Origin of the sequence: Gordonia sp. OPL2 (assembly GCF_003797825.1) — a bacterium.
Taxonomy (GTDB): Bacteria; Actinomycetota; Actinomycetes; order Mycobacteriales; family Mycobacteriaceae; genus Gordonia.
The window spans coordinates 131602-144107 of record NZ_RKME01000012.1 but is presented as its reverse complement, the minus strand read 5'-3'; the positions used below and the strand labels follow the sequence as shown (position 1 = coordinate 144107).

Sequence of the window (12506 nt, the reverse complement as noted above, 5' to 3'; positions counted from 1 at the left end):
TGATTTCTAGTGGGAAGATATGTAGATCACGGATTATTTTTTTTTTTTTTCAAGCAGAAGACGGCATACGAGGTACTGATCGGTCTCGTGGGCTCGGAGATGTGTATAAGAGACAGGATATGCCGCTCGAGATAGTCCAACCCCTGCCGCAACTGCGCGATCACCCGCTCCGCCCCCGGTTCCGAATCCCCGGCATCCGGGTCGAGCACTGAGTTCACCGCCATGTCGGCCAGCTGCCGCGCGACGGCGCGATCGGACTCGGCGTCACCCGGATGATGCCACCACGCAATCCAATTCAGCATCCCGATGATGCCCAGTGCCGACACGCGGGAATCGGCAGGACGGAATTGACCCTGGCCGATGCCCTCGTCGACGACGGCAACGAGTTCCTTGAGCACACGGCGCCGACTCTGCAGATAGGTCTCGGCGAGCGCGGGCGGCAGTTCGGCCTCCGATCGGATCAACAACCGGAACCGGTCGAGCGTCTGGGTCTGGTGCAGCGCGATCGACATCGCCATCTCGTGCACCTTGCCCACCGGATCGAGGTCGGTGCGCTGATTGATCTCGTGCAGCAGTACCGCCGGTTCCTCGGCGATCTCGCTGACCAGCCGCGCGAAGAGTTCGTCCTTGTTGGCGACGTAGTGATAGAGCGCCGGACGGGTGAGGCCGGTCGCGTCGGCGATGTCCTGCAGCGTGGTGCTCGCCAGGCCCTTCTCGGCGAACAGGCGCGTGGCCTGCTCCATGATCTCGCGCTCGACCAGCTCGCGCCGCGAATTGCTGCGGCCACCCTTCGTCCCGGACGACGGCTCCTGCGGGGCCGTTCCGGTGGTCTCCTCCGGCGTCGAGCTGGTCATAGGCGAAGAATAGTGCCGTCACACCGTGGCGGTGCGCGCCACCTCGGACACGCCGCCCACCGTGGCGTCGTCGGCGACACACACGAGATCGGTCCGGAGACTGACAACCCCGGCGACGAGGTCCCCGCGCGCCTGCGCCGGACCCTCGACGACGACGACCGCCCCCGTCTCCCGTCGCATCCGCTCGCCGAGGTCCAGTCGCGTCAGGACCGCGTCACGATCGGCGCGGCCGGTCAGCCACACGACCGAGCTACCGACGCACCGTGCGATGAGACGATCTGCGTCGTCCGCCCATGCGGTGGACACCTCGACGTCGACGACCTCGGTGCCGGGCTCGTACCGCAATGAGCTCGGTGCCGATCGTCCCGCGAACGACAGTCCGTGTCGCGACACCGGCTGCGCCAGAATCCAGTCGGCGATGTCGACGTCCGGGACGTCCGCCGGGTGCACGCCCGCGTAGTCGGCGAGACCGCGCTTGGCGACCTCCGGCGCCGACGACATGAACCGATCCACGCCCACCTTTCCGGCCCGGGTCATGTAGGCGATCATCAGCTGGTCGACCGGGATGTCGGCGCGACGCGGAAACGACTCCCACCACAGTTCGCTGCGGGCCGCGATCGACTGCAGGTACTCCACCCCCGGACGGCGGGCGGCTTCGTAGGCGGTGAGGGCCTCGCGCAGGGTGGACGACTCCAGCACGGCGCGGTCGAGCGCGATCGCGTCCTCCATCGCCAGCTTGGTCCCCGAGCCGATCGAGTAGTGCGCCGTGTGCGCGGCGTCGCCCAGCAGGACGACGTTCCCGGCGGACCACCGCTCACAGCTGACCGTCCGGAAGCGCATCCAGCGTGTCCGATTCCCGATCAGCCGATGTCCGCCGAGTGTGTCGGCGAACGCCTTCTCGAGGTAGCGCAGTGACGTCTCGTCGCTGTCCGCGCCGTCGGTCCGCTCGGTCGAATCATCGAAACCCGCAGCGCGCCAGGTCGCTTCGTCGGTCTCGATGAGGAATGTGCTGCGATCGGGGCCGTACGGGTACGCGTGTGCAACGAAGGTGCCGTGCCGGGTGGTGACCGGCGTGAAGATCGCGCTCGGCAGCGCCACGTCGGTCCCGCACCAGAGGTAGAGGCCCTCACCCGTCCCGATGTGTGGACGCAGGTCGGCCGCGAGTTCGGTGCGGGTGGCGCTGTTGACGCCGTCCGCGGCGACGATCAGATCCGCGTCGAGATCGGTGACCGATCGTCTGGTCCCGAACTCGAGGCGCACCCCGACGTCGGCGGCGTGTCGCTGCAGCACGTCGAGCAGTGTCGTTCGCGCGATGGCGAGCAGTTCGCCGTGCGAGAGCCGCGCCGTGGCGTCACCCACCTTCATCGACATCTCGTGTGGATGCGACACGTCGACGATGGCGTCCAGGGACGCGGGATCGGCATCGCGCAGATTGCGCTGCGTCCGAGAGGCCAGTCCGACACCGAAACCGAACGTCGTGTCCGGCGAGCCCTGTTCGTACACGGTGACGTCCGCGTCGGGGTGGCTGCGCTTGAGCAGTCGTGCCGCGTAGAGCCCGCCCGGCCCGCCGCCGAGCACGGCGATGCGACTGAGATTCATCAGGTATTCCTCACTGGTCAGAAGTGGGAGCGAGCTTGGCGACGATGTCTGCGCGGAGCCGCTTCTTGTCGATCTTGCCCACGTTGGTCTGCGGGAACTCCGCCAGGAACTCCAGTCGCTCAGGCCATTTGAACTTCGCCACACCGAGCGTCGCAAGGTGTTCGCGGATCTCGTTCATCGACAACGGTTCGTCGTCGACGGTCACGAGATATGCGCACGTCCGTTCGCCCAGCCGGGGATCCGGCATGGCGACCACGGCGGCGTTCTGCACCTGCGGATGGGTCACCAACAGTTGTTCCACCTCTTCGGCGTTGATCTTCTCCTCGCCGCGGTTGATGAGGTCCTTGATGCGTCCCTCGATCGACAGATATCGGACACCGTCGATGGCCACCATCGTCGCGAGGTCACCGGTGCGGTAGAAGCCGTCGGAGGTGAAGGCGGATCGGTTGTGCTCGGGCGCATCGAAGTAGCCGGGGATCGTATAGGGACCGCGACATGCCAGCTCTCCGACCTCGCCGTCGGCGACGTCGCTCTCCGTGCTCGGCTCGAGGATGCGGATCTCGTCGTGGTCGGCGATGGGCGTACCGACGGTCGTCGACCGCGCCTGCGCAGGCGAATCCCGGCGAGACACGGTGAACAGTCCTTCTGACATCCCGAACAACTGCCCGGCCCAACGCGTTTCACCGTCGTCGACCCGATCGAACAGCCCGCGCGCGACCTTGGCGCCGGACAACACGACGGTGTGCAGGTACGGTCGCACCAGATCGAACGCCGGGCTCGCCACCGCCTGGTAGTGCCCGTGGCCGATCAGGACATCGGTCGCCCGCTCTCGGGCCATCAACGCAAAGGCCTGTGTCACATCGGCGGTCGCCAGTACGAGACAGGCGCCGACGGAGTGTGCGGCGTGCAGTCCACAGCTGATCCCGGCGTTGTGGATGATCGGGATGAGGTGGGCGACCCGGGTCTGTTCGGACCAGCCGAGACGGCCGGCGTACAGCCGTGCGTTGTCCCAGTACTCGACGTGCAGCCGTGGGATGACCTTCGGCACACCCGTGGTGCCGCCGGACAATTGGAAGGCGACCACATCGAGCGGATCGATCGTGCTCTGCACCTCCGCCACTCGCGCTCGTGCGTCGCCGGGCGCGATGTCGGCACCGAGATGCTCGGCCGCGGAAGTGCCCTGGGAGCCGACGGTGTCCCCGATCGTGACGATCGTCCGCAGCGTCGGATGATCCTGGGCCTGCTCGTGCGCGAACGCGACCAGGTCGAAGCTCAGCCCCGCCTCGACGACGTGTCCGACGGCCCCGACCGCCCGCGAGATGTGTCCGATCTCGTGGCCGCGATGCGCAGCGAGGGTGGCCACCGGCACCAGACCCGCCTTGATGCATCCGTACCAGAGCAGGATCGTCTCCATCCGGTTGGTCGCCTGGAACAACACCGGATCACCTGGCGTCAAGCCGATCTCCAGCAGTCCTGCCGCTATCTGGTCGCTGCGGATGTCCAGTCGGGCGTAGGTCATCGAGTCCACATCGGTGACGACCGCGGGCCGATCCGGAAAGCGTTCCACCGTGTCCTGCAATCGAGCGGCCAGCGGACGGTCGGTCCACTCCCCCGACCGCCGGTACGTCTGTGCCCGGTCGGCCGGATACCCGACCAGCCGATCGCCCCATCGCGATCGACCGGTCACGGAGATCCCGGTCGGTGGTGACACCGTCATCGCCCGGCCACCGCGGGTAGCAGTTGGGCGAGCTCGGCCACGTGATCGGGATGATCGACCGGCACGATGCCGGAGTAGATCGCGGTCCAGCAGCCGGGGCAGCACTGCTGCCGGAACACGACCTCGGTGTCGACGTACTCGCCGGGGTCGGACGTGACCTGCGGGCCGGCGTCGCTCGAGGGCCCGTCGTATCGCGCCAGATCGAGTCGTCCCGACCGGGTGTCACCGAGAAGCCTTCCACAGTGCGCACATCCGACGACCCGTGCATCGCCGATCGTGGTCTCCACGAGGTTGTCGTCCAGCCGCCGGGCGCGTCCGAGGTCGAGCGTCGCCTCCTGCGTGGCCGGAACCTCAGAACGGCTCCGGCGAAGATCTCGAAGCTCGGCGCGCCGCATCTCGGTGCCGACGTGGTCGACCTCGCCGTCCGCGATCACCACACCGTAGTTGTCGGTGGCGCCGAGCTCGCTGACCTTGCCGTTGCGGACATCCGCGGCCACGGCCTCGGGTTCACGGCGCAGCGGATCGCCATAGCCACCGCCACCCTGCCAGTGCATGTACAGGACCTCGCCGGGCGCCAGGTAGCTCTCCGCATAGCAGGCGCCGAGCTCCTTGTCGCCGGCGAGCTCGTCGAGAGTGCCCGGAATCGTGCCCTGCGCCAACAGGTCCTGCACTCCCGATGCCCGCGCGAGGATCTCCAGCCCGGTGTTGCCGGGCAATCCGCCGGCCAGCCCGGAGTTCTGCGCGACGGCCTTGCCCGCCGACGCGAACACCAGACCCATCGGCAGACTCGTGCCATACGGGGTCACCGCCAACGACGCCGACACACCACCTCGATGACGGCCCGGTCCGCCGGAGTCCGGCTCCTCCCGGCGCCACAGGGTCAGCAGCGGGTAGAGGAACTCGGTCATCTCCGTGTCCGGAACGCGGCCCATGGGAATGCAGAACAACCCACCGGTGTCCATGCCGTCCGCGACCGGACGCGCACCATATCCGCCCGCCATCGGCTCCATCATGATGTTGAGGAACGGCACCGGTTGCTCACCGCGTTCGTCGAGGCCGGCGACGACGGCCGTATCCCAGGTGCCACAGCACGACGCCTGGACGTTCTTTCCGAACTCGAGGTGGCGGTCGAGCATCTGGGCAAGACATTCGGCGATCAGATTGCCTGTCAGCCAGGCGGGTCCGATCGGACCTCGGCTCACCGCCGCCGGGAACGTGGCATTGTTGATCGTCCCCTCCTCCGCGACGAGATCGAAGCACCGCATCAGACCGCCTGCCGACCATGGGATGTCGCCGGCGAGAATCGGGAGCAGCGCGAGCATCACCCCGCCGCGCATCCCCGCGTAGGTGCAGTTGATGACGCCGGTCTGCGGGTCGGTGCCGGTGAAGTCGAACGACAGGTGATCGGCGTCCTTGGTCATCGCAACGGTGATCTTGTGGACCGCACGGTCGCCCGTCTGCGCCTGATCCTGATATCCGGTCGCGTGCCACGTGCCGTCGGGCAGGTCGGAGAGCTTGGCCCGTAGACGGCCCTCGGCGTCGGACATCATCCGTTTCATCACGGCCTTGACGGTGTCGGCCCCGTACTGCTCGATGACCGCCAGCAGCCGGTCGCGTCCGACGCTGTTGGCGCCGATCTTGGCGCGCAGATCCAGCCCGACGAGCATCGGCACACGGGATCGCCGGACCCACACGTCGGCGACGTCGCGCTGTAACTCGAAGTCCCGCACCACCTTGATCGGCGGTGTCGGCAGCGATTCGGAGAAGACGTCCTTGGCGGCGGGATCGAAGGAGCCCAGTCCGGAACCGCCGAGGTCGGGTTCGTGGCAGATGGCGCTGGTCCAGCCGAACAGTTGCCCGTCATGGAAGACCGGCTGGTAGACGATGACGTCACTCTGGTGCAGTCCGCCCCCGACCCAGGGGTCGTTGCACAGGAACATGTCGCCCTCGGTGATGCCCGGGTTCGTCGACCGGTTCTGCAGCGTCCAGTAGATGGCGAGGTCCACGGCACCGACGAGCATCGTGTTGTACAGGCCGACCTGCACCTCCTGCCCGATCTCGTCGCTGACGGCGAAGTCGAAGTCGTTGGCATCGGTCACGATCGGCGACCCCGACATGCGTTTGAGCGCCTCGCCCATCTCGTCGGTCACCGACCACAGGCGGTGTCGGATGACCTCGTAGGTGAGCGGATCGACGGCATCGATCTGTTCCTGGGTCACGGTGTGGATGGGTAGCGACGGTGGCAGCGAGCGCGCGAGTGCGTCGAGATCCGTGGGGCGACTGGAGAAGACCTCCGAGCCGGGGATGGGTGCGGTCATGGGTGCAGGCTCCTGTGGGCTGTTTATGTCTGGTCGACGGTGATGGTCAGATTGCCGAGTCGGTCGATCTCGCCGGTGGTGTCGTGCGGGACGACGACGGTCGTCGTCGGCACCTCGATCACGGCCGGTCCGTGGATGACGTGACCTGCTCGCAGACCTGCGTAGTCATAGATGTCGGTGTCGACGAAGCCGCGGCGACCGTCGAGGCAGACCTTGCGGGTACCGAGATGTGCGGCAGCAGGATCCGCGGAGTCGGCGGCGGCGAGTTCGGGGAGTTCCGGTGAGAACGGCAGCACTCCGGTGCCGCGCACCCGGTAGGTGATCGCCTGGATACCGGCTTCCCGGAACCCGCTGTCCTTGCCGTACAGGTCGGCGTAGCGCTTCTCGAAGGCTTCGGCGGCACCGGCGATCTCCGTCGAGGTGAGCGAGCCGTCGGGCAGCGGTGTCGCGACCTCGGCCAACTGCATCGTGTAGCGCATGTCGATCTCGCGCTCCATGACGACGGAGGCGAAGCGCAGACCCTGTCGGTCGAGTTGGTCGCGGACCTGTTCCTCGAGCACCTTGAAGTTCTGCTCGACTCGTGCGGGATCGAGCGGCATGGCTGCAGGATCCGAGAGTTCCTTGGCGAGAACGATGTCCGACGACGCCAGCCCATAGGCCGAGAAGGCTGACGCGACCTGACCGAGCGGGACGACGACCCGCGATGCCCCGATCTCCTGCGCATACAGACCACAATGCGCAGGACCGGAACCGCCGAAGGCGTAGACGATGAAGTTGCGCGGGTCGTGACCGGCCTCGACGACCGTCTTGCGCAACAGGTCTCCGGTCTGTGCGTTCTGCACGGCGAAGATGGCCGCGGCGGCGTCCTCCACCGACAGCCCGAGGGGTTCGGCGATTCGCGTCCGGATCGCGTCGCGGGCCAACTCGATGTCGAGGGCCTTGCGCCCGCCGAGCAGACCCCGCTCGGGAAGGATGCCGAGCACCAGGTTCGCATCGGTGTTGGTGGGTTCGGTCCCACCCTGCCCGTAACATGCCGGGCCCGGGATCGCCTGCGCACTGTGCGGCCCGATCTGGAGGTTCCCGCCTGCGTCGATCCAGGCGATCGCCCCGCCTCCGGCGCCGATCGCGTGCACCTCCAGTGTCGGCACGTTGATCGGATGGTGGTTGATGATCGTGGTCGACGACCGGACGGGCTCGCCGTCGACGATGAGCCCGACGAGGAATGTCGTACCGCCGGCGTCGGTAGCGATGATGTTGTCGTGGCCGAGTTGACGTCCCAACGACACCGAACCGACGACACCCCCGGTGAGGACCGATCCGACCGTGGAGATGGCGTTGCCGGGGGCTTCCGACGCGGCGACCGCTCCGCCGTTGCTCTGCATGACCAGCAGCGGTCCGGACAGTGCGTGCTCACGCAACCGGCCTTCGAGCTCACCCAGGTAGTCGCGGAGGCCGGGCCCGATCTGGGTGCTCATGATCGTGGTCGCGTTCCGCGCGAACTCGCGGATGCGCGGGCTGACCTCACTGGACAGCGAGACGAACACCGAGGGGTCGATCTCGTGCACGATGTCGCGGATGCGCTGTTCGTGGGCGGGATTGCGGAACGACCACAGCAGCGACACCGCGATCGCGGTGATCCCCTGATCGAGAAGCACACGGACCGCTGCCCGCACCTCGTCCTCGTCGAGGTTCACGATGACCCGACCGTCGCGATCCACCCGCTCGGTGACCTCCAGCGCATGACGCTTGTGCACGAGCCCGTGGGACTTGCTCTGCGCCATGACGTTCTGGAGCTGCTCGGGTGATCGACCCAGGTACCGACCCTCGACGTTCATGATGTAGATCGAGTCGCGGTGCCCCTTGGTGGTGAGGAAGCCGACGTCAGGAACCCGGCCCATCACGAGGGCATTGAGCGACGACGTCGTGCCGTGCGCGATGTGATGGGTGTCGGCGAGCATGTCGTCCATCGGTCGGCCGAGTTGCTCCGCCAGCACCGAGAGGACGTCCATCACGCCCTCGGAGTAGTCGGGGGGCGTCGACGGTGCCTTGCCGGCCACCACCAAGCCGTTGCCGTCGTCGAGGACGGCATCGGTGAACGTCCCGCCGACGTCCACACCGATCACGTAAGCCATGGCCAGGTACTCCTTTTGTTCGTCAGGCGTTCGCGCCCGCTGCGTGGGGATCGCGGTTGTTTACGCTGGCGTTGAGTATTCGACGTCGATGACCCCCTGTCAAGGCCGAATTGTGAGGCCTGTCACCCGATTCTGCCGTCAGCACGTCCCTTTGCCCAGCTCAGCGGCACAGAGGACCGCACCTTGACGAATCTTCGTTTGCGTCGAATACTTGTCGTCAACGTCAATCAACGACGCTCGTGTGCTTCGGCGCCGGGAAATCGAAAGGACAGCAGAATGGGTGTTCACCGGATAGGCCTCGTGGTGCCGAGCTCGAATGTGACGGTCGAGACCGAGATGCCGGCATTGCTGAACCGGCATCCGACGTCGCAGTTCTCCTTTCACTCGACCCGGATGCGGATGCACCGGGTGTCGCCCGAAGAGCTCGCCGCGATGAACGCGCAGCGCGAGCGATGCGTCATGGAGATCGCCGACGCCTCGCCCGACGCGATCCTCTATGCCTGCCTGGTCGCGCTCATGGTCGGCGGTCCGGGAGAACATCAGCGCGTCGAGGGCGCCGTCGCCGAGCAGCTGGCCACCGGTGGTTCCGACGCCATCATCCGGTCGAGCGCCGGCGCCCTCGTCGAGGCGCTGGCAGCGCTGGATGCGAAGCGGATTGCCCTCGTCACCCCGTACCTGCGTCCGCTGGCGGAGAAGGTCGTCGAGTATCTCGAGGCCGAAGGGCTGACCATTGTCGACTGGCGTGCCCTCGAGGTGGCCGACAACGCCGAGGTGGGCTGCATCCCCGGTGATCGCGTGATGGCGGCCGCGCGCTCGCTCGACCTCACCGGAGTCGACGCATTGGTGCTCTCGTGCTGTGTCCAGATGCCCTCGCTGTCCCTGATCGACGACGCGGAACGCGAGTTCGGCATCCCGGTCGTCTCGGCCGCCACTGCCGGTGCGTACAGCATCCTGCGCGGATTGGGATTGCCCGCCGCGATCGACGGCGCCGGCAGCCTCCTGCGTGCCGACGTCTCGACGATGCCCGCCTGACAACCCACCACACCCCGCCCCCCAACAAGCAGACACCGACAAGCAAGCCACCGACAAGCAGCTCACAGACAGGGAGTCATCATGAGCGACCTCGTCCACAAGGTCCGCGGCGTCGACCACGTCGCCTATCCCACCTTCGATCCGGCAGCGACAGTCCGGTTCTACCGAGATGTCCTCGGATTCCCGGTGGTCCATTCCATCTGCGCCGCCGGATGGGGTCCGGACAAACATCCCGACTTCATCCACTTCTTCTTCGACATCGGCAACGACGACCGGTTGGCGTTCTTCTACTACTTCGGCCTCGAGCCGTTCGAGGGAGGGCCGCAAGGGGATTCGTACTCACGCTTCGCCGAGGACGTCCCGGTCTGGTTCATCCGATCGCGGCACCTGGCCATCCACGTCGACGACGAGGCCGACCTCCTCGAGTACCGTCGGCGGCTCGACGGCAGCGAATGGCCCGTCGAGATGCAGATCCAGCACGAGACGATCGAGTCGATCTACACCCACGACCCCAACGGCTACATGATCGAGATCACGCGCGCGATGCGGCCCGTCACACCACAGGAGGATCTCGACGCGAACCTCACCATCGAGGCGTTGATCGACGTGGTGGCACAACCGAATCCGAGCATGGCGGCGCTGCTCGCGCGCAAGGCGGAGCGGATCGTCGAACGCGCGGCAGCGTGGCAGCAGGATCAGGACGCGCGTGAGGCCGTGGCCGCCGAGGAGGTGGGCGCCCGATGACCACCCTGTTCATCCTGGACGTCCCGGAGAACAAGCCGGTGGCCGCCGTCGCCGGTCAGGATCCCGACGTCACGGTGGATCACCTCGGGCCGTACTTCCGCGTCACCGCCGACGACGCGATCGTCGTGGACCGTCGCGCGACCGGTTGTCGGCACGCGGTCTGGTACAGCAGCGTCGCCGGTCTGATCGATTCGCGGATCACGCAGTGGGACAAGGATGCATTGCGGATCGAGCCAACCGAGGCAGCCGACCGATGAGCGTCTCGACCGCGGCGGACACCGCGCGACTCGGGGCCGGTCGGTACATCGAATCCGCCGAACAGCCGTCCGACACGACGACGTCGGTGCACGAGTTGTCGACCGCCGACGGCGCGAAGGTCACCGGGGTACTGAGGACCGTGCCGGGCGCCACGACGGTCGTCGCCCTGATGCACCCGCGTCAGGACCTCACCCATCACGTGCTCGTTCCCGAACTCCTCGCCCGCGGTTTCGCGGTCTGGACCCAGGGCACACGATCGGTGAACAACGACCTGTCGCTCGTCCACGAGCAGGCGCTCCTCGACGTCGCAGCGGGACAGGTGTTCCTGCGCGACAGGGAGTTCGACTCGGTCCTCACGCTCGGACACTCGGGCGGTGGCGCCCTGTTCGCCTTCTATCACGAACAGGCAGGGCTGGCGTCCGCGGCACGCCTGTCGTCGACGCCGGCCGGGCGTTCCGTCGATCTCGCCGGCACCGACATGCCCGTTCCCGACGGCGCGATCTTCATGGCCCCGCATCCGGGACAGGGACAGCTGTTGCTCCGGCTCATCGATCCATCGGTGATCGACGAAAACGACCCGCTGAGTGTCGACCCCGCACTCAACCCGTTCGACCCGGCCAACGGGTTCGCCGAACCACCCGAATCCTCGTCGTACAGCGCGGAGTTCATCGAGACCTACCGCGCCGCCCAACACGCCCGGATCGAACGCCTGGACGCAGTCGCGCGGGAACTCGTGGCCGACACCGCCCGCGCGCGAGCACGCTTCAAGCAGTCCGGCGACGCCGCCGACCGTCGTGCATCGTTGGCCCCACGAGTGATGACCGTGCACCGCACCGATGCCGACCTACGGTTTGTCGATCTCTCGTTGAGCCCGAACGATCGACCGTACGGATCCCTCTTCGGCCGACGACCCGACCTCACCGACTACGGACTGGTCGGCTTCGGCCGCCTGGCCACGCCGGACGCCTGGCTGTCCACCTGGTCGGGCCTGTCCAGCAATGCCGGCTTCCTCCGCTGCGCGCCGGGGGTGCGCGTACCGACGCTCTTCGTCGAGTTGACCGGCGATCAGGCGTGCTTCCCCGAGGATGCGGTGGAGATGATGAACGCCCTCGGCACGGACGATGTCGTCGCAGTCCGTGTCGAGGGAACCCACTTCGGCGGACCGATCCGGGACGGCGCGCCGACCGGGGCGAGCCTCGCGGCCGCCGAGATCGGTGGATGGTTGGCGGAACGGTTCGGCTGAAAACGGGCGATGAGTTCCGGCCCGCCGTGCAGTCTGACCTACATGGGCACACTCATCTACGGCTTCAACGTCTCGGTGGACGGCTACATCGCCGACGCACAGGGAAACATCAACTGGTCGGATCCGGACGAGGAACTGCACCAGTACTGGAACGACTTCGAGCGGGAGACGGTGCTGTCGCTGTACGGGCGGCGGCTCTACGAACTCATGTCCGCGTACTGGCCGACCGCTGACCAGGACCCCGACGCCGGCCCGATCATCACCGACTTCGCGCAGGTCTGGCGCGAGATGCCCAAGGTCGTGTTCTCCCAGACCCTGGAATCGGTCGACTGGAACTCGCGCCTCGAACGCGGCGACCCGGTCGAGGTGGTCACGAGGCTGAAAGCCGAGACCGACGGCCAGATGGAGGTCGCCGGCGCGACGCTGGCCGCGCCGATCGTGCAGGCCGGTCTGGTGGACGAGTTCCGGCTCGTGGTCGCGCCCACCGCCATCGGTGGTGGCCTCCGATTCTTCCCGTCGCTGCCGTCGTGGATCTCGTTGCGGCTGGTGGAGAACCGCACCTTCCCGGGCGGCATCGTTCTGCTGCGGTACGAGGTGACACGGGACTGA

10 protein-coding genes are annotated in these 12506 nt (G+C 67.0%); 5 read left to right on the top strand and 5 right to left on the bottom strand.

Annotated features, from left to right (window positions below):
* Positions 1-26: 26 nt before the first annotated feature.
* Genes EEB19_RS13955 through EEB19_RS13935 form a run of 5 tightly spaced genes read right to left on the bottom strand, consistent with a single transcriptional unit; the run spans position 27 to position 8620 of the window.
* Positions 27-854, bottom strand: coding sequence for a TetR/AcrR family transcriptional regulator (locus EEB19_RS13955; protein WP_187587180.1), 828 nt, complete (start codon positions 852-854; stop codon positions 27-29).
* Between the two features lie 18 nt (positions 855-872).
* Positions 873-2453: an FAD-dependent monooxygenase gene (locus tag EEB19_RS13950; RefSeq protein ID WP_187587178.1), complete on the bottom strand. Its 1581-nt coding sequence runs from the start codon at positions 2451-2453 to the stop codon at positions 873-875.
* Between the two features lie 10 nt (positions 2454-2463).
* Positions 2464-4170 carry a (2,3-dihydroxybenzoyl)adenylate synthase gene (locus tag EEB19_RS13945; protein WP_187587176.1) on the bottom strand — a complete coding sequence of 569 codons (1707 nt, stop codon included), beginning with the start codon at positions 4168-4170 and terminating at the stop codon, positions 2464-2466.
* The gene (locus tag EEB19_RS13940) at positions 4167-6488 is read right to left on the bottom strand and encodes a hydantoinase B/oxoprolinase family protein (protein ID WP_187587174.1); all 2322 of its coding nucleotides are present in this window, start codon (positions 6486-6488) and stop codon (positions 4167-4169) included. Before EEB19_RS13940 ends, EEB19_RS13945 begins: the two co-directional genes overlap by 4 nt.
* Before the next feature lie 23 nt (positions 6489-6511).
* Positions 6512-8620 carry a hydantoinase/oxoprolinase family protein gene (locus tag EEB19_RS13935; protein ID WP_187587172.1) on the bottom strand — a complete coding sequence of 703 codons (2109 nt, stop codon included), beginning with the start codon at positions 8618-8620 and terminating at the stop codon, positions 6512-6514.
* Positions 8621-8896: 276 nt separating this feature from the next.
* Between EEB19_RS13935 and EEB19_RS13930 the strand changes: the two genes are divergently transcribed.
* The 5 genes from EEB19_RS13930 to EEB19_RS13910 all read left to right on the top strand — a co-directional run bounded on the left by EEB19_RS13930 (position 8897) and on the right by EEB19_RS13910 (position 12506).
* On the top strand, positions 8897-9652 hold the full coding sequence (locus EEB19_RS13930) for a maleate cis-trans isomerase (protein WP_187587170.1): 756 nt from the start codon (positions 8897-8899) through the stop codon (positions 9650-9652).
* A gap of 81 nt (positions 9653-9733) precedes the next feature.
* Positions 9734-10396 carry a VOC family protein gene (locus EEB19_RS13925; RefSeq protein WP_187587168.1) on the top strand — a complete coding sequence of 221 codons (663 nt, stop codon included), beginning with the start codon at positions 9734-9736 and terminating at the stop codon, positions 10394-10396.
* Positions 10393-10653 (top strand): hypothetical protein, encoded by a 261-nt coding sequence (locus EEB19_RS13920; RefSeq protein ID WP_187587166.1) that lies wholly within the window; start codon positions 10393-10395, stop codon positions 10651-10653. The genes EEB19_RS13925 and EEB19_RS13920 overlap by 4 nt, the downstream gene beginning before the upstream one ends.
* On the top strand, positions 10650-11897 hold the full coding sequence (locus EEB19_RS13915; protein ID WP_187587163.1) for an alpha/beta hydrolase: 1248 nt from the start codon (positions 10650-10652) through the stop codon (positions 11895-11897). The genes EEB19_RS13920 and EEB19_RS13915 overlap by 4 nt, the downstream gene beginning before the upstream one ends.
* 42 nt (positions 11898-11939) lie before the next feature.
* Positions 11940-12506 (top strand): dihydrofolate reductase family protein, encoded by a 567-nt coding sequence (locus EEB19_RS13910; RefSeq protein ID WP_187587161.1) that lies wholly within the window; start codon positions 11940-11942, stop codon positions 12504-12506.

Excerpts from the sequence above, each read along its gene's own strand:
- EEB19_RS13955 (WP_187587180.1), bottom strand. The coding sequence starts at position 854 with ATGACCAGCTCGACGCCGGAGGAGACCACCGGAACGGCCCCGCAGGAG.
- EEB19_RS13950 (WP_187587178.1), bottom strand. The coding sequence starts at position 2,453 with ATGAATCTCAGTCGCATCGCCGTGCTCGGCGGCGGGCCGGGCGGGCTC.
- EEB19_RS13945 (WP_187587176.1), bottom strand. The coding sequence starts at position 4,170 with ATGACGGTGTCACCACCGACCGGGATCTCCGTGACCGGTCGATCGCGA.
- EEB19_RS13940 (WP_187587174.1), bottom strand. The coding sequence starts at position 6,488 with ATGACCGCACCCATCCCCGGCTCGGAGGTCTTCTCCAGTCGCCCCACG.
- EEB19_RS13935 (WP_187587172.1), bottom strand. The coding sequence starts at position 8,620 with ATGGCTTACGTGATCGGTGTGGACGTCGGCGGGACGTTCACCGATGCC.
- EEB19_RS13930 (WP_187587170.1), top strand. The coding sequence starts at position 8,897 with ATGGGTGTTCACCGGATAGGCCTCGTGGTGCCGAGCTCGAATGTGACG.
- EEB19_RS13925 (WP_187587168.1), top strand. The coding sequence starts at position 9,734 with ATGAGCGACCTCGTCCACAAGGTCCGCGGCGTCGACCACGTCGCCTAT.
- EEB19_RS13920 (WP_187587166.1), top strand. The coding sequence starts at position 10,393 with ATGACCACCCTGTTCATCCTGGACGTCCCGGAGAACAAGCCGGTGGCC.
- EEB19_RS13915 (WP_187587163.1), top strand. The coding sequence starts at position 10,650 with ATGAGCGTCTCGACCGCGGCGGACACCGCGCGACTCGGGGCCGGTCGG.
- EEB19_RS13910 (WP_187587161.1), top strand. The coding sequence starts at position 11,940 with ATGGGCACACTCATCTACGGCTTCAACGTCTCGGTGGACGGCTACATC.